Source organism: Ensifer adhaerens (genome assembly GCF_002940685.1).
GTDB lineage: Bacteria > Pseudomonadota > Alphaproteobacteria > Rhizobiales > Rhizobiaceae > Ensifer > Ensifer adhaerens_E.
In genome coordinates this window covers 1-15,773 of the sequence record NZ_PNFP01000026.1, presented here as the reverse complement: position 1 = coordinate 15,773, position 15,773 = coordinate 1, and the positions used below count along the sequence as shown (strand labels likewise).

The window sequence follows — 15,773 nt, the reverse complement described above, 5'->3', positions numbered from 1 at the left end:
ACGGCTGCTACTCGCCCTTCACTCGAAACTTGGCGTGGCAGGAGGTGCACGTCTGCAGCATCATGTGGAAGGCGTGTTCGGCAGGCATCTTCATCGGATCTGGAGCCGCCGCCTTCCTCTTGGCGAGCGGCCCGCCCATCATCGCGTCACCACCCGGCATGCGCATTCCGGGCGAAAGAACATCCGGGTTCCGATCTGCCGCGATGGAAAGCGCGGCAGCATAAGCGGCGAGCTCCGCCGCCAGCCTGTCGAACGTTGGCCGATCTGCCTCGATGCTGGCGCTGGCTTTGGTGCCTTCGGCGACAACCGGAGCTCCGAACAGGGCCGAGAGCTTATTTCCGGAATGGACCCGGATGGATTCGGCGGCCGCTTTGAAAGCTCTTGAATCGTATGGCGAGGTGCCTTTGAACATGGCGTCGATGATCTTGGCCGCACCTGCCATCGCCTTCATGTCCTGCTGCCGCTCGGCCACCTTCGGTGACGTCGATTGGCCCGTCGCTGCGGAGATTGCCATGGTGAAGACGGCTGCTGACAGTACCAGTGGTCTCGCCTTCAATCTCATGCTCTCCCAGTTTGGTCCGATGCGGCGTCACAAAGTCTTCGCAGGCAGCGTCGATTGATCAAGGTCGAGGCGATGCCCGCATGCAAGGCACATTATGCTCGAAGACAGCATGGGGTGCGAACGAAACCATGTCGCCGCCAGTCACATCGTCCCGAAACGTGCAGGGTCTCTGCTGGCCGCCGTCGTCGCAATTCTGTTTCTGTTCGTGCCGATGGCTGAGGCCAACCCTGTCGAATGCGGTACGCACACTGGCGGCAGTCAAGCTGCCGTCTCCTCCTAGGTTGAGCCCGATCTTCATGCCGACAGCGACCAACACTCCATGAAGGCTTGCAGACGTTGCTCAACTAATGCGTCCGGGTGGTGATGCTGACCGGGGACAACAAGACCACGGCTGACGCTGTCGCCCGCAAGCTCGGCATCACGGAAGTCGATGCGGAAATCTTGCCGGAACACAAGAGCGAGATCGTCGCGCGCCTGCGCAAGGAAGGCCGCATCGTCGCCATGGCGGGAGACGCCGTGAACGACGCGCCTGCGCTCGCCGCCGCCGATGTCGGCATCGCCATGGGCATCGGAACCGACGTTGCGATCGAGAGCGCGGGTGACCCTGCTCAAGGGCGACCTCCAAGGGATCGCGCGGGCGCGGCAGATGAGCCATGCGACGATGAAGAACATCCGGCAGAACCTGTTCTTCGCCTTCATCTACAACGCCGCCGGAGTGCCCGTCGCGGCTGTCCCCGATCATCGCGGCGGCGGCGATGGCCCTCTCGTCGGTCAGCGTGATCGGGAATTCTCTAAGATTGAGGAGTGTCCGGATATGAACTGGGATCGGAGATGGACCTTGTTTGCAATGTCGCTCGCGGTGATCGCCGCGTTCTTCTTCCTTCGCGAGCACTGGCAGCACGCCCTGGGCTTCACGCCCTACCTAATACTGCTTGCCTGCCCTTTGATGCACTCCTTTCATGGCGGTCACGGTGGCCATGGCGGACATCGCCATGACGGTGGAGACCACCCGACGAAACCGGGCGACATCACATGACACGCTCGCTCGGCGGAAGCGGTCGCGAATGCCGCCTCCGCCGAACGAGGTCATCGAGCTGCCGAGGAATCACTTCGCGTGCTCGTTGACCCATTTGCTCATCTCTTCGATTTCCTTCTTCTGGGCATCGATGATGTTCTTGGCCATGGTCTTGGCCTGCTCGTCATCGCCGTACTTCAGCTCGACCTCTGACATGCTGATCGCGCCCATGTGATGGCCGATCATGCCGCAGACGAACGCGACATCCGGGTCCTTGGCCATCATTCCCTGCATCATGGCCGGGTGCATCTTCTGCATCGACTCCATCATCGCTTTCTGATGGTCAGCCATCTGCCCCATCTGCGGCATCTTCATGTCGCCGGCGGCGTGCATCTCCGACTTGCAGCCGTCCGGCATGGCCATCTGTGCAGCGGCGGGCGCGATGGAAACGGAAAATGAGATCGGCACGGCCGCCGCTGCGATCGCAAACTTCAGCACGATGTTCATCTGGGTTCTCCTATCTTGAATGTGGGCTGCGTTCGATTTCAGGAGAGTCTGGGCTTAGGGGGAGGATAGAGCGCACGAACGAGCAGGAACGGGTGGTGTTCGTCGAGAAACGTGGTGCGGCGTAGTGAGTCGGCATCCGGAGCTGTGTGGGATGCCGCTTCGAGCAGGACCGGGCAGCACTGCAGTTTCGTGCAGCAACCGACGCGGTGACACGCACCGGGAAACGTCTGGTGCGGCTCCGAGATCGAGGGACAATGCGGATCCGCGCCGTATGCCGCGGCGGCCACGCCGTGAAGACCCACGAGCAGGACGCACAGGACCGCAATTCCGATCAATCGGGGAAACGCTCTCAAATCCGGCATGGGCGCCATTCCTTCGCGGCATAAACTAGCCGTCCGGGTGAAAGTTCCGTTCCACGGCCGACCGGATTCGGCTTGAAGGTCTAGCCACGCGCCGGGAAAGCGGTTTTTCTCGGAAGCTACCATCAGACAGCCGGTTCCTAGGGTGCGCAAGCTGCATCTCACACGCTTTGGCTGTCGGACGATGGCCGATCGAAGGAGGCCCGCCATGAAGGAACACGACGAACAGCCGCTCTCCCACGAAGCCGCGACGGGGCATCACTACCTCATGTTCGGGATAAACATGGTGCTCAGCCTGGTGGTCATGTACCTCGTGATGTTCTCGATGATCGACGGCTGGAGCGATCTCCGCAACAACCTCAACACCGCCTGCATGGCCCTGGCCATGGTGGCTTCAATGGGGATCCTCATGCTCGCGACCATGGGGGGCATGTACAAGTGGAAGGATCTGAACACAGCCTTCTACCTCGGGCTGGCCGCCCTCTTCGTTGTGGCATTCGCAGGAACACGCACCCAGGCGCTCATCGACGACCGTCAGTTCATCGCTTCCATGATCCCGCACCACTCGGGAGCAATTCTCATGTGTCGCGAAGCGCGTCTGACGGACGCCGAGCTGATCGATCTCTGCAATCGGATCTCCGAGGGCAGCGCAAGGAAATCGAGCAGATGGACGGGATTCGAGCGAGATTGAATACCTCCGGATAAGACTCGTGAGGACCGGCCCGTCCGATCAATTCCCGAGCGCCGCCTGTGTGCCGAGCGTTGCTGCGGCCAGCACTAGATATCGCGCCGTCTTTCCGACAGCGACCAGCAGAAGAAAGGACCACCAGGGCTCGCGGAAAACTCCAGCGAGCACGGTGAGCGCGTCTCCGAAGAGCGGCATCCAGGAGAGCAGCAGTGACCACCGCCCGTAGCGCCGGTACAATAGGGCGGTTCTTTCCAGCGAGGAGACCTTCACCGGGAACCAGGACCGGTCGTGAAACCGGTCGATGAATCGCCCGAGCACCCCGTTCAGAACCGCCCCCAGCACGTTGCCGATGCTTGCGACGACGAGGAGCCACACCGTCGAGAATTGCCCAGACACGAGCATGCCGACAAGCAGGGGCTCTGATTGAAAAGGCAGCACCGTCGCGGCGCCGAACGCGACGAGAAACAATCCGAGATACGCGGTCAGGCTAGCCATGCAAGCTCGCTCGGAGGGCGGGACAAGCGGCGCGCCGCGGGCCATGCAACCGTGTCTCCGTCTGCTCGAAAGGCGGCAACGTACTTCAGTGCCACATAATAGACGCGAATCGCATCAAGGATAGGACCTGACAATTGACAACTTCCGGGCTGCTGCTAGTCCTCCGACATGGGCAAGATGTATCGAATCACATTTTCAAAGATGCTGGTTCTGCTCCGCTTGGTGATCATCGTGTCACTGGCGGGATACTCCCTGCCGACCGCGTCGGCTGCCATGCACGCGTCATGGTCCGGGTCGGAGGTCTTGCAGTCCCACGATCACCATGGCCAGGTGGATGACCACCACGAAGCGGCGGCGGGCCACCATTCGGACGGTGACCACGCGTCCTCGCCTGATGACGCTACGCTGAAAATCGCCAAGCAGGAATGCTGCGGCAGCTTTTGTGCCAGCATGGCCATCGTAGCCAGCAGCGTTCCCGTCGGCGGCGAGCGTCTGGCCATCATCCGGGAATTCATCGATGACGCCCATGTCATGGGCGAGTTCCCGTCGCTCCACCGCCCTCCGAATATCTGAACAGGCCGCACCCGTTCTACGGGTCTCACCGCGCGTTGCGAGCGTCATGCCTCGCAGCGCCGATGCCATCTCCTGTTCGGACACGATCATGAAACCCCTATATCTGGTGGCCGCCTTGCCGCTTATCGCAAGCGGATGCGCAGCCACACTGCCTCCCGACGTCATTGCATCGGGCGACCTCGCGGCATCGCCGGCTGAAGTCCGCCCCCTCAGATATACGAGCCCGGTTTCGGGCTACACCCACCGCGCTCCGGTCGATCCCAAGCCATGGCGCAACCAGAATGACGCGCAGGCTCCAGAAGGAGACGCGTCATGACCCCACGCACGTTGAAGCTGGCTGCGACGCTCGCCCTGCCGCTGGTCGTCGGAGGCTGCGTGTCAGCCACCGAGTATGCGGCCAAGGACGCGGGTTTCCCTTCGGTCGAAGCCAGGACCTCCGAAGCGACGGGCAAACAGACCGTCTGGGTCCAGAACCAGCAGCAGGCACGTGTCGTCTCCGACCGCGTCAGGACGCTCATCGCCAAGAGGACCCTTGACGTGGACACGGCGGTCCAGGTCGCGCTCTTGAACAACAAGGGCCTGCAGGCCGCCTATGCCGACCTCGGAGATTCGGCCGCCGACGCGTGGCAGTCGACGATGTTCGTCAACCCAACGGTCTCCGTCGGCTTCAACGGCGTTGGCGCGCCTGGCATCGAAGCATTCAGGTCAATCGAGGGAGCGATCACATCGAACATCCTGGCGCTCGCCACCCGCGACCGGGATATCGCCATCGCCGACACTCGGTTCCGCCAGGCACAGTTGAACGCGGCTTTGCGGAGCCTTCAGCTCGCCGCGGACACCCGCCGCGCCTGGATCAACGCTGTTGCCGCGTGGGAGACCGTCGCACAGCTCAATCAGGCTCAGGCGGCCTCCGATGCCGCGTCCGAGCTTGCCCAGAAACTTGGCGAGACAGGCGCGATGACGAAGGGCTCGCAGGCCCGCGAACACGTCTTCTACGCGGAGTTGGTCGGGCAATCGGCGAAGGCCCGGCTGGAGGCTCGGCTCGCCAAGGAGGAGCTGACGCGGCTGATGGGGCTCTGGGGGTCGGATGTCGACTACCAGGTGCCGAACCGCCTGCCCGCCCTGCCGAAGGCCGTGATGAAGCGCGACCTCATCGAGGCGGAAGCCTTGCAGCGCCGCGTCGACTTGCAGATGGCCAAGCTGGACCTCGACGCAACGGCGAAATCCTACAAACTGACCGAAGCCACCCGCTACGTCACGGACCTCGAACTCCTGACCGGCTTTGAGACGGAGCGGGAAAGGGAAGATGGCGACGTCCAGACCGAGACGACCGGGATCATGGAGCTTGAGTTCGTGATTCCGATCTTTGACAGCGGCAAGGCCCGGATGCGCAAGGCGGAACTCGCCTACATCCGGTCCGCGAACCTGCTGGCGGAGAAGGCCGTCAACGTTCGCTCCGAGGCGCGCTCCGCCTACCAGGCCTACCGCTCCAACTACGATATCGCCCGGCACTACAGGAACAGCGTCGTCCCGCTGCGCACCAAGATCGAGGAGGAGTCCCTTCTCACCTACAACGGCATGATCACCAACACATTCGAACTGCTCGCTGACAGCCGTGAGAAGGTCAATTCCATCCTCCTCGCGGTCAATGCGAAGCGCGACTTCTGGCTGGCCGAGGCCAACCTCGCCCCGGCGATCTACGGCGGCGGCGCAGGAGCGGCCTCGGGTGAAACCGAAGTCGCGGCGGCTGCCGAAAGCGCCGGCGGCGCGCACTGAGAAAGGAACAGGCTATGTTCAACAGAAGACAATTGCTCGGCGCGAGCGCCGCACTGGTGTCGACCGCCGCCTGGGCGAAGACCTCCAACATGGGCCTGCCCGAGGCTGCGGTGATGGAAACGGCCGAGACCCAGACCCCGGTCAGACCGACATCCGGTCCCGACTACAATCCGGTCGTCACCCTCAACGGCTGGACATTGCCGCACCGCATGAACAACGGCGTCAAGGAATTCCACCTCGTCGCCGAACCGGTCGAACGCGAGATGGCCGACGGCATGACCGCCTATCTCTGGGGCTACAACGGCCAGTCGCCCGGCCCGACGATCGAGGCGGTCGAAGGGGACCGCGTGCGGATCTTCGTCACCAACAAGCTGCCGGAACACACGACCATCCATTGGCACGGCATGATCCTGCCGTCGGGCATGGACGGCGTCGGCGGACTGTCGCAGCCGCACATCCCCGTCGGCAAGACCTTCGTCTACGAGTTCGACCTCGTGAAGTCCGGCACCTTCATGTACCACCCGCATTCCGACGAGATGGTGCAGATGGCGATGGGCATGATGGGCTTCTTCGTAATCCACCCGAAGGACCCGAAGTTCATGCCGGTCGACCGCGACTTTGTGTTCCTGCTCAACGCCTACGACATCGATCCCGGCTCCTATGTGCCGCGCATCATGGAGATGACCGACTTCAACATGTGGTGCTGGAACAGCCGCGTGTTTCCGGACATCAGCCCGCTGGTCGTTTCCAAGAACGACCGCGTTCGGGTGCGGGTCGGCAACCTGACGATGACCAACCACCCGATCCACATGCACGGTTACGACTTCGAGGTCACCTGCACCGATGGCGGCTGGGTGCGTCCGGAGGCCCGCTGGCCCGAGGTCTCGATCGACATCCCCGTCGGTGCAATGCGGGCCTACGAGTTCGACGCCAAGTACGTCGGCGACTGGGCGATCCACTGCCACAAGTCGCACCACACGATGAACGCCATGGGACACGACATCCCGACCTTCATCGGCGTGGACAAGAAGAAGGTGGCCGACAAGATCAAGAAGATCCGTCCCGAGTACATGCCGATGGGAACCAAAGGCATGGCCGACATGGGCGAGATGGAAATGGAGATCCCCGAAAACACCGTGCCGATGATGACCGGCTGGGGACCACACGGCCCGATCGAAATGGGCGGCATGTTCTCGGTCGTCAAGGTGCGCGAAGGCATCTCAGCCGGCGATTACAGCGACCCCGGCTGGTACGAAAACCCGCCGGGAACACAGGCCTGGGAGTGGACGGGCGAACTCCCCGACGCGACCAAGGCCAATGACGCGAAAACCCAGATCACGCCGAAGCATGGAAATCACGGCTGATCCCGCATGCCCATGTTCAATCAACCAAAGGACCTGACAATGAAAGCTGCGATCTTCGGAATCCTCGTCGCCGCGCTCGCCTCCCCGGCGCTCGCCTCCGGCAACCACGCAGGCGGCCACGGCGAAGCCATGGCGGTCGGCGAGCCGGGCAAGAAGGCAAACGCCACCCAGACGATCCGTGTCACCATGAAGGAGACGGACGACGGCAAGATGATCTTCACGCCGTCGACCTTCAAGGTTCGCAAGGGCCAGACCATTGTCTTCGCGATCAAGAACGCCGGCGAACTCGACCACGAGTTCGTGCTCGACCAGGAAGACAAGATCATCGAGCACAAGGCGGCGATGGAGAAGTTTCCAGAGATGGAACACGATGACCCGAACGCCATCCGGCTCGCCGCCGGAGAGTCGGGCGAGATCATCTGGAAGTTCACCAACGACGGCACCTTCAAGATCGCCTGCCTCGTACCGGGCCACTACGATGCCGGCATGCATGGCGACGTTACGGTCGCCGGAAAGTAATCGAATTCGGAAAGGTAAGTTTACATGAAAACGTTGATCAAACTCACTCTCGCTTCGGTCCTCGCCCTCGGCACTGCCTGCGGGGCGCTGGCGGCCGAGTTCACCAAGGGAACCGTCAAGAAGGTCGATGCCAAGGCCAAGAAGGTCACACTCATCCACGAGGAGCTGAAGAACCTCGACATGCCGGCGATGACCATGGTCTTCCGCGTAAAGGACGACGCTGTGATGGAGAAGCTCAAGGAAGGCGCGAGCGTTGAATTCGTCGCCGAGCGGGTCGACGGCAAGCTGACGGTGACAGAGGTCAAGTAAGCCGAAGTCCGCGGCCGCTAGGCCCGGTCCCCGCCCGCGACATGGCTTAGCCTGTAGAGCGCAGTCATGTCGCGGCGCTGCTCCCCGATGGCGGGACCACTGCTACGACACCGGAACGATGCACACAGCCCGCCAGAGATCGTCCTTCCAGTCGGCGCCCCCAGTCGACGTTGGAATGGGATAACTGACCCCTCTCACCGCGACCGCTTCGGGCGCATGGCAGCGAACCGACGCCTTGTGCCTGCTTGGATCGCTGTAGGACCCGTATCCGTCCGTGCTCACGGTCGAAAGCGAAATGTAGACGTCGTAGTCATACTCGATGCTTGCCGCCGTCTGGTTCCCGACGAGGCTCAGGCTGACGATGGTGTGGTCGGGGAAGCTCGCTGTGTGAAAAGGCTCGGTAGCGGCGGCAGGCGTTGCCAACGTAAGGCCGCTTACAAGGGCTGAAACAAAAGTACGCATTCACCCCTCCCGTGGTTTCTGGGATGCATGGACTATACCACGAGGACCGGATGCAGGAGGAGTGAAATGCGCGGAGCGCAGGGCGCTTCATGTTCACCTGCGCCCGGTGTACCAGCGCTCGACTCCAGCGCGGGCTGGCAGCAGTAGCCTCAGGACTGAGTCCGCACCGGGTTCGACAACGAGACTGCACGGCCTCCTGGTGAAAGTTGTTCGATTGACAGGAGCGCTAGTCCAAGAGCGACGGCGTTCAGCAGATGCCAGATGAAGTGCGTGCCTACGCTCCAGGATCCGCAGAGCGGCGCATCGAGGATCCGGAAGACCAACGCAGCGGAGAAAATCGTGCCTGCCGCCACCAGCAGCCGCGGCATCGAACCCCGACCTGCAAGCGGTACCGCGACCGCCACGCCGAAAGTGGCGATCAATCCCGGAGCATAAGTCGCCGAACCTCCGAGCAGAGGCTTCGCAAGAGTTTCGAGCACGGGCGAAAGCACCAACAGCGTCGCGGTCAGAAGTCCGGCGACGGTGGCGCTAAGGCGCAGAAGCCGCGTCAACGCCACGAAGAAGAACGAGTATATGACCACCGCTATGGGCACGATGTCCGCGATCAGCGACCATCGGTTGGCCATCGTGTGGAACAGGAACGAGCCGATGCCGACCGATGCCGTCAGTAGTGCAAGGACAAGGAGCTGCTTGTCCGTTCGTCCCACTCGGCGCTGGCGGACGAATATGGCGGCCGCGGCCATGAGGAAGCCAAGGTTGGTGAGCGCGTTGAACGGCTCCGCCCAGAAGCCCGGCCCCAAGCGTTCGCAGTAATGGTCCAATGGTGTCCACCAATCCCCACCTGGGCTAGACCCCATTGCGAACGCGCTCGTAGCGAGGCTTGCTTCTGCCGCCAGTGCGGCGCCTACAATCGTGATCAGTCTCATTCTGCATACCTCTTCCAATCAACTTGAAGGAGGATGCACCTTCCCACGATAGGAAGGTCAATACGTTCTAATCAAGTCCATGCTTATACTGCTCCAGGCTGAGCGGCTTGACCTTGCCAGCGTTGGAACGTGCACAGTCACGCGATCTGTTTCTCAGAAACCACGGTGGCGACCGTTGGTGGAGCGAGGACATCTTTTAAGGGGGAGCGACATGAGAAGGCGGTACATCGTAGAGGTTGAGGGCGTTCCGCCGTCGCCGTCCCCCATCAGCAATGCCGTCGTTGTCGGCAACCAATGCTGGATCAGCGGCCAACTGTCAGTCGGCGAGAATGGCGTCTATATCCCCGGCAGCACGGTCGAAGAGGCCAAACGGGCGTTTGCACATGTCTTTCGAATTGCTGAAGCTGCTGGCTTCAGCGCCACGGATATCGTCTATGTCGATTTGGCCTTCATCAATCTGGCCGATGTAGCGGACGTGAACCGCCTTTACGCGGAACTCTTCGCTGAAGGACGGAGGCCGGCCCGGACCATATATCAGGCGGCCATGCTTCCATTTGGCGGTCGCATCAAGGTGCAAGCGGTTGCGGCGCGCTGAGCGCCACATGGCCCGTGCTGGACGACGCCACTCTCCTGCCAACGACGCGTTGGACCGTTCGCTCTAGCGTAAAGGTTCGAAGCGTACGAAGCACTCGATGAAACGCGCTGCCCGCTTGCCGCGAGGAATTGGAGGTCGAAATGGCAGACATCAACAAGGCGGACTTCGGTCTACCGGAGACACCGGTCTGTACGAAGGGGGAACGAGGGCTGCCGGAGTACCAAGTCACTAAACTCATTTTCGCTCGCCAATGATGCCAATGAAATGTGGGGCCGGCCGAAAACTGAATCCGACTAGAGCTCTTCGAGGCGGCGTCCTAAAAGCACGATTGCCTCGCGCTTTACGTTCTCCAACCAAGGATCGCTGTTGTTGGTGAGGCGCCGGAAGTCTTCGATGTCGAGCCCAACAACGCTCGGTCGAAAGCTTAGGTACTCCGCCGGCCCTCTGACTGCGTCCCTCAAACCTTCCACTACGTCTGCAAGATCCCCCGGTCTTGCGACGAGTCCGATGTCCAGATCACTGTCCGCCATGTCGTCACCGCGGGCCGCGCTGCCATAGAGGAAAAGGCTGAGAACAGGCTTGTCGATGGCACTTTGACACACAGCGCTCAAGATCGCCTCGAACCGCTCTGCCTCGGCTTTGAAGACCATTGTCAACACCGGTGCAAGATAATGTAACTCGTTGAGACGATGCACCCGCGCATTTATCGACCCCAACGAGTCAACGATCCCCAAGGCCCCAAGGGCGAGAAGTCCGAGCCGCACGCTTTCCCGTGATAGTCGGCTCATGCGGACGATATCTGATGCCGCAAGTACACCTCCATGCCGCACCAGCGTTCGCAGAACTCTCAAATTCGAGTCGACGCCAAGCATCCAGGTCAGGGGATACCGGATCGCGCTCTCTCGTTCCGAACGAGCCACTGTCGTCGCCTTCGCATAACTTGCCCTTTGTATTGGGCGGTTGCCTTGGTACCTGAGCACACGTTGTCGCGCACCCATGAAAAAATCTAACCACGCTCGATGCGCGTTTCCCGATCGACCACCAACTCGGCAGACATGCGCATGAGGCGACCCTTCTCCTTTGCAAGCAACTCCTTTGTCGCGCGAAATTCTCTCGCAAGGATCCCGTCGACCTCCGTGCGCAGTTCCGGCGTTGGAGCGAAGGATTGGTCCACCCGACTGGCGTCGACCTGGAACCGGAGCGATTTGCCCAGTCCGTAACTGCCAGCGAGCCGATAGGCGAGCCTCGTCGCCTGGTCGAGATCACTCCCTTGGACGCCCCCAGCGCCGATGGATCTCTCACCGAAGACGACCTCCTCCGCCGCGAGGCCAGCCAGCATGATCCGCATCTTAGCAAGGAGCTGCTTCTCCGTGGGGAGTGCGGGGTCCCGCATCTGATAGTGCATTCGGCCGCCGTCCTGGACGGTCTCCCCCGCGACCATATGAGACTCCACCCGAATGCTGATGACGTCGGCGTGACCCGACGCCATCGCTACGAGCGCATGTCCACATTCATGGACGCAGATACGGTGAACGACCTCTTCCGGAAGCAGCACTTTTGCGGGAAGCACGGCTTCCACGTCCTTGAGATTGATGACGCCTCCGCGTGACCGGGCGGCACGCTTCGCTCGGCGGGCGAGCTTGTCCAGATCTGCCGGCGTCGCCATACGCAGCTTGTCGGTCAGAGGGCGGAGTTCAAGAGCCGATAAGCTCTTTCCAAGGTGGTAAGAAAGGATTTCCGCTCTCTCCACTTCGTCTGGCAGATCGAGATAAATGTGCTCTTCAAGCCGGCCCGACCTCAGGATCGCCGGGTCGATGAGGAGCGGGTGATTGGTGGCGCCGACGAGGATCGCACCCGGTTGCTCGAAAAGGTGCGTGATGAGCTCGAGCAATCGCCCGATGACGTTGCCCTCGTAGTAGATATGGTCGTCCCTCATGCGAGCCCGATCGCCGATGGCATCGAGTTCGTCGATGAAGAGTACCGCCCCGTGGCGCGAAGCAGCGTCGGCGAATGACTTGGACATCGCCGACAACGTTGTTCCTAGGTGCCCGCTACGTGAGCCTTGCCAATCCCCCACACTCGTCGCGATGAGGTCGAACCCAAGCTCGTTCGCCAGCGCCGTGGCGAACAGGGTCTTCCCCGTTCCCGGAGGGCCGGCCAAGAGGATTCCTTTGTCGACCTCGGTCCAGCTTATGACGTCCTTTCGCCAGTCGGCGACATCCTGCTTCAGGCTCGCCACCCAAGGGCGTGCAGCGTTATAGCCCGGCAACTCCGAGAGGGTCGGGGTCCGGGATCGAGCGCCCACCGGCTCCTGCAGCAAGGATTGGTCCAACGCGGTCAATGAGCGTCTAGCGGCTAGACCGACGACGATGTCCGCCGGCTGAAGCACAATTTGCTCTGCGAGCGACAGGTCCAAATCGTCGACGCCGCCGATCCTGCGCGCCGCCAAGACATGACGAGCAGAAGGTGGTTTGATGTCAACAATTACGTCCGCCGCGAGCCTCAGTGCGCGCGGGACGAGATCGAGCGACGGCGCAAGGTAGATCACTTGATGGTCGGGATGGATGATCGCGACATCGTCGACCTCGTTGACTCTCGCCTTCTTCGACTTCAGTCCCAGCACGTGTACAGCCCGGCGAAAATCGTCGTACGAATAGGCGTCGCGGTTTTCGGTAAGCAGCAGCAGCGCCGCCGACTTGCAATGCCAGATCCACGCCTCGTCGACAATGCCGACAATTATGCCCCTTTCGTTCTTCCGAAACTGGTCCGTTGTCCGAAGGGCGCGCCTAAGCGCGCAGTACATCATGAACTTCGCGGGAGTCGTGCGTAGCTTGGAGAATGTCGTCTCATCGATGCGGTGCTCCATTTCACGCGCCCGTCATCGCGATCGAACTACCGATAAATGAACTGCCGCCTCGGCGCTCACAAGAACAAGCACCGATACGTTGGACTGAGTCTGGCACGTTTACGCCTCCATTGGATCCATGGTGCATCCGTTGGACACCGAAAGTGTGCCTGCGTCCGGCTGATGGAGTGCATGCGTATTGAGGTCGAGAAGGAGCCCACTGACATTGCTTTCGGCAATGGGTCTGGTCAGCTCGCGATCGAGTGCCATCCGTGGCCGTTTCGGGCTCGCTCACCAAGACGACCGCGCCGCGGCGCGAGGCGATGTAACCGAAACATTTGAATATCGCGGTGAACGGATCGGCCCGGCGGCAGATCGAACGATGCTCCGGCGGCGGAAGTCCCACGTCGTCGATCTGTTTCGGTTTGGCGTTCCTCGCCATCGGTCGTCGTAGAGTTTTCTCCCCCGGCACCGAGTCAGCAGGATAGCCGCTGGAGGACTTTGGGCGTCCGAACCAGGACTCGTCAGCGATACAAATCAGGATGCGAATGGCTTTTTCCCGAAACTGTACAGCGGTGCGGGCCGCCCTGCGAAGGGCGTGCCATATGATGAACTGCGCCGTATCTTTGAGGAGATTGGAACGGACCGCCCCCCGCAAACAGTGTTTCATCGTTCTTCCTTTAAGATTCGTGAAGTGGCCCTCGCAGCGATGCGTCGAATTGCCATTGCGGAATCGAGCTCGAAGGCCTCCGCTTGGTCCGGCCATCCCCCTCACGGCGGCATCGATGTGGAAGGATTCACAAGTCCCGATGGCCACATAGGGATTGCTCGTGCCCACCCGACCTGCGAAGCGCGATCGGATGCATCCGCCATAGTCACAAAGGATTCGCGTCACGTCCTCGGCGGCATCGACCACAAGGACTCGAGCGACGCCAATCGAGCGCGCAGCGGCGATTGCCGCAAACCTGCCATGGACATTTACTTTCTATTTCAACTCTTTTTGCTCACCACATGATCATTATGTCACATTAGCTTAATTGTCAACATCTTTGACGTTGGCGATACCCGTCTTTGCTGGTTAAGCCGGAGCGATCAAATGGAAGGAGCGAACGTCGATAGGACCCGCGCGTCGAGCGCCATTCATAGAACTGCGCAAGCAAGGATTCGCCTATTATCGGCATTTTTCCGCACCGCCACGTATAATTGTTGACAATTCTTAGTATTTCTTTACTCTTATAAAGTTTTATCTCCCAGTTGATATTTGTCGAGATCCTGCTATAGTAGAAAACCATCTACAGCAACAAACATCGATCGGGATGCTATCCACCGCGTTCGGAAGTAATTGTTTTATTGTTTGGAGATCAACATGGCTACATTTGAAGATGCGCCGGGATTCTATACTCGCCGCCAAGTGAGCGAGCTGACGACCCTTTCGAGATCATCGCTGTCGCGGTACGTGGAGGAGAAGATCTTTCCCCCGCCGGTGAAATTCACGCGGCGGAAGTCGCTCTGGTATCGTCCGCATGTTCACAGTTGGATCCGCGCGAAACTCCTCGGCCTCGCGTGGGTTCCCGAAATGCCGCCGGAGGTTCCGTCGTGACAACAGGGGCACTTCTCGGTTTTGATCGAATTTACGGGGCCGCAGGATGCCATCAGATGGCGCGACCAGCCAGCCCAGGCTCCTCCTACCTAAAAGCCGGCAACCGCTTTGCACGGCCCTCTACGACCGTCGAAATGACGTCCCGCTGCCCAGAGCGCTGCCCAGGCCGTCCAGCAACCACCGAGGCACAGAAAAAATCACAACTAAATGCTTGGAAAGAATGGCAGGGGCAGAGGGGCTCGAACCCCCGACCTGCGGTTTTGGAGACCGCCGCTCTACCAACTGAGCTATACCCCTATTCGGCTGCGTGCCCGTTCAACAACGTGTCGCCGCCTCAAGTCAGCGGCTTCATATTCAGTTTGCCGGAGGATGACAAGCACCTTTCAACGCGGATCCGAAAAAATCCGCATTCAATTGCATCTATCCCCTACCCTGCCGGCCGGAGTGCCCCACAAAGAAAGGCAAGTCATTGCCTCGCCACTCAGAAATGGTCGCGGCGCTGCGGGTATTCGCTATCCTGCCAGAAGCCCTCGTCACCGGAATCGATTCGCATGTCGCGCATCACGCTGGTCGAATATGATCCTCTCTGGCCGTCGCTCTTTGAGGCGCGGGCGCTTTCCATCACCGCCCTGCTCTCGCCTTTCGTCCGCGAGATCCACCACATCGGGAGCACGGCGATAGCCGGACTGGCCGCAAAGCCGAAGATCGATATCGATGCGGTGATGTCGGACGAAGGGGCGCTGCCTGAGCTCACGTCTCGCCTCAGCAAAGCCGGCTACACCTTTCACGGCGACCCGTACGCAAGCGGCCTCTGGACGTTCACGGCGGCGACGCTCCCCTATGGCACGCGGCTCTATCTCTGCGGAGAAGGCAACGCCGCCCATGCGGCCCGCCTGCTCTTCCGGGATCGACTGCGGGAAAGACCGGACGCCGCCGCGCACTATGAGGCGTTGAAGAGACGGCTCGCCGCGGAAGCCGGCAGCGACTGGGAGTTTTACACCGGCGGCAAGCGCGCCTTCATCGAAGCCGTGCTGGCATCCTCCCCAACAAAAAAGGCCCCGCCGTCGCCGGCGGGGCCTTCCTGCTGACTTCAAGTCGGCAGATTACTCGACGATCGAGGCAACGATGCCTGCGCCGACGGTACGGCCGCCTTCGCGGATCGCGAAGCGCAGCTTTTC

At 61.0% G+C, this 15,773-nt stretch carries 18 protein-coding genes, 1 tRNA gene and 3 pseudogenes; 13 read left to right on the top strand and 9 right to left on the bottom strand.

Annotated features, from left to right (window positions below; all coding sequences use genetic code 11):
- Window positions 1–7: 7 nt before the first annotated feature.
- The gene (locus C1A35_RS32915) at window positions 8–514 is read right to left on the bottom strand and encodes a cytochrome c (RefSeq protein ID WP_234823106.1); all 507 of its coding nucleotides are present in this window, start codon (window positions 512–514) and stop codon (window positions 8–10) included.
- A 399-nt stretch (window positions 515–913) separates the two neighbouring features.
- On the opposite strand from C1A35_RS32915, the pseudogene C1A35_RS32910 reads away from it, so the two are divergent.
- A pseudogene (locus tag C1A35_RS32910) lies at window positions 914–1,380 on the top strand (HAD-IC family P-type ATPase); the annotation flags it as partial.
- The gene (locus C1A35_RS32905; protein WP_104668438.1) at window positions 1,377–1,598 is read left to right on the top strand and encodes a DUF2933 domain-containing protein; all 222 of its coding nucleotides are present in this window, start codon (window positions 1,377–1,379) and stop codon (window positions 1,596–1,598) included. The pseudogene C1A35_RS32910 and the gene C1A35_RS32905, both read left to right, overlap by 4 nt.
- A 69-nt stretch (window positions 1,599–1,667) precedes the next feature.
- Here C1A35_RS32905 and copM read toward each other — a convergent pair whose 3' ends face one another.
- Window positions 1,668–2,084: a CopM family metallochaperone gene (gene copM, locus C1A35_RS32900; RefSeq protein ID WP_104668437.1), complete on the bottom strand. Its 417-nt coding sequence runs from the start codon at window positions 2,082–2,084 to the stop codon at window positions 1,668–1,670.
- A 567-nt stretch (window positions 2,085–2,651) separates the two neighbouring features.
- On the opposite strand from copM, the pseudogene C1A35_RS32890 reads away from it, so the two are divergent.
- Window positions 2,652–3,148, top strand: a pseudogene (locus C1A35_RS32890) (DUF305 domain-containing protein).
- Window positions 3,149–3,173: 25 nt separating this feature from the next.
- Here C1A35_RS32890 and C1A35_RS32885 read toward each other — a convergent pair.
- Window positions 3,174–3,626 carry a YqaA family protein gene (locus C1A35_RS32885; RefSeq protein ID WP_104668473.1) on the bottom strand — a complete coding sequence of 151 codons (453 nt, stop codon included), beginning with the start codon at window positions 3,624–3,626 and terminating at the stop codon, window positions 3,174–3,176.
- A 168-nt stretch (window positions 3,627–3,794) separates the two neighbouring features.
- Here C1A35_RS32885 and C1A35_RS32880 point away from each other — a divergent pair, with 168 nt between their 5' ends.
- The 6 genes from C1A35_RS32880 to C1A35_RS32855 all read left to right on the top strand — a co-directional run bounded on the left by C1A35_RS32880 (window position 3,795) and on the right by C1A35_RS32855 (window position 8,167).
- Entirely contained in the window at window positions 3,795–4,199 is a 405-nt protein-coding gene (locus C1A35_RS32880; protein WP_104668436.1) for a hypothetical protein, read from the top strand.
- A gap of 88 nt (window positions 4,200–4,287) precedes the next feature.
- Window positions 4,288–4,515, top strand: a complete 228-nt coding sequence (locus tag C1A35_RS36895; protein WP_104668472.1) for a hypothetical protein — start codon at window positions 4,288–4,290, stop codon at window positions 4,513–4,515.
- Window positions 4,512–5,975, top strand: coding sequence for a TolC family protein (locus C1A35_RS32870; protein WP_104668435.1), 1,464 nt, complete (start codon window positions 4,512–4,514; stop codon window positions 5,973–5,975). The genes C1A35_RS36895 and C1A35_RS32870 overlap by 4 nt, the downstream gene beginning before the upstream one ends.
- Before the next feature lie 14 nt (window positions 5,976–5,989).
- Window positions 5,990–7,339 carry a multicopper oxidase family protein gene (locus C1A35_RS32865; RefSeq protein ID WP_104668434.1) on the top strand — a complete coding sequence of 450 codons (1,350 nt, stop codon included), beginning with the start codon at window positions 5,990–5,992 and terminating at the stop codon, window positions 7,337–7,339.
- A gap of 39 nt (window positions 7,340–7,378) precedes the next feature.
- The gene (locus tag C1A35_RS32860; RefSeq protein ID WP_104668471.1) at window positions 7,379–7,858 is read left to right on the top strand and encodes a cupredoxin domain-containing protein; all 480 of its coding nucleotides are present in this window, start codon (window positions 7,379–7,381) and stop codon (window positions 7,856–7,858) included.
- 24 nt (window positions 7,859–7,882) lie between these two features.
- Window positions 7,883–8,167 carry a copper-binding protein gene (locus C1A35_RS32855; protein WP_104668433.1) on the top strand — a complete coding sequence of 95 codons (285 nt, stop codon included), beginning with the start codon at window positions 7,883–7,885 and terminating at the stop codon, window positions 8,165–8,167.
- 102 nt (window positions 8,168–8,269) lie between these two features.
- Here the strand turns inward: C1A35_RS32855 and C1A35_RS32850 are convergent, their stop codons facing one another.
- Together C1A35_RS32850 and C1A35_RS32845 are read right to left on the bottom strand one after the other, a co-directional pair.
- Window positions 8,270–8,629, bottom strand: a complete 360-nt coding sequence (locus C1A35_RS32850) for a hypothetical protein (protein ID WP_065376968.1) — start codon at window positions 8,627–8,629, stop codon at window positions 8,270–8,272.
- 149 nt (window positions 8,630–8,778) lie between these two features.
- Window positions 8,779–9,555: a ceramidase domain-containing protein gene (locus C1A35_RS32845; protein WP_104668432.1), complete on the bottom strand. Its 777-nt coding sequence runs from the start codon at window positions 9,553–9,555 to the stop codon at window positions 8,779–8,781.
- A gap of 178 nt (window positions 9,556–9,733) precedes the next feature.
- Here C1A35_RS32845 and C1A35_RS32840 point away from each other — a divergent pair, with 178 nt between their 5' ends.
- Window positions 9,734–10,150: a RidA family protein gene (locus C1A35_RS32840; protein WP_234823105.1), complete on the top strand. Its 417-nt coding sequence runs from the start codon at window positions 9,734–9,736 to the stop codon at window positions 10,148–10,150.
- A gap of 293 nt (window positions 10,151–10,443) precedes the next feature.
- On the opposite strand, the gene C1A35_RS32835 is transcribed toward C1A35_RS32840, so the two are convergent.
- Window positions 10,444–11,070, bottom strand: a complete 627-nt coding sequence (locus C1A35_RS32835; RefSeq protein WP_104668470.1) for a nucleotidyltransferase domain-containing protein — start codon at window positions 11,068–11,070, stop codon at window positions 10,444–10,446.
- An 86-nt stretch (window positions 11,071–11,156) separates the two neighbouring features.
- Window positions 11,157–13,016: an AAA family ATPase gene (locus C1A35_RS32830; RefSeq protein ID WP_104668430.1), complete on the bottom strand. Its 1,860-nt coding sequence runs from the start codon at window positions 13,014–13,016 to the stop codon at window positions 11,157–11,159.
- Window positions 13,017–13,593: 577 nt separating this feature from the next.
- Here C1A35_RS32830 and C1A35_RS36165 point away from each other — a divergent pair.
- Together C1A35_RS36165 and C1A35_RS32825 are read left to right on the top strand one after the other, a co-directional pair.
- Window positions 13,594–14,010 (top strand): hypothetical protein, encoded by a 417-nt coding sequence (locus C1A35_RS36165; RefSeq protein ID WP_158665227.1) that lies wholly within the window; start codon window positions 13,594–13,596, stop codon window positions 14,008–14,010.
- A 351-nt stretch (window positions 14,011–14,361) separates the two neighbouring features.
- Window positions 14,362–14,595: a helix-turn-helix transcriptional regulator gene (locus C1A35_RS32825; RefSeq protein ID WP_065376971.1), complete on the top strand. Its 234-nt coding sequence runs from the start codon at window positions 14,362–14,364 to the stop codon at window positions 14,593–14,595.
- Window positions 14,596–14,816: 221 nt separating this feature from the next.
- Here the strand turns inward: C1A35_RS32825 and C1A35_RS32820 are convergent.
- Window positions 14,817–14,892, bottom strand: a tRNA-Trp gene (locus C1A35_RS32820).
- Window positions 14,893–15,146: 254 nt separating this feature from the next.
- Here C1A35_RS32820 and C1A35_RS32815 point away from each other — a divergent pair.
- Window positions 15,147–15,683, top strand: a complete 537-nt coding sequence (locus C1A35_RS32815; RefSeq protein ID WP_104668429.1) for a GrpB family protein — start codon at window positions 15,147–15,149, stop codon at window positions 15,681–15,683.
- 15 nt (window positions 15,684–15,698) lie between these two features.
- Here C1A35_RS32815 and C1A35_RS36160 read toward each other — a convergent pair.
- Window positions 15,699–15,773: pseudogene (locus C1A35_RS36160) on the bottom strand (elongation factor Tu); the annotation flags it as partial.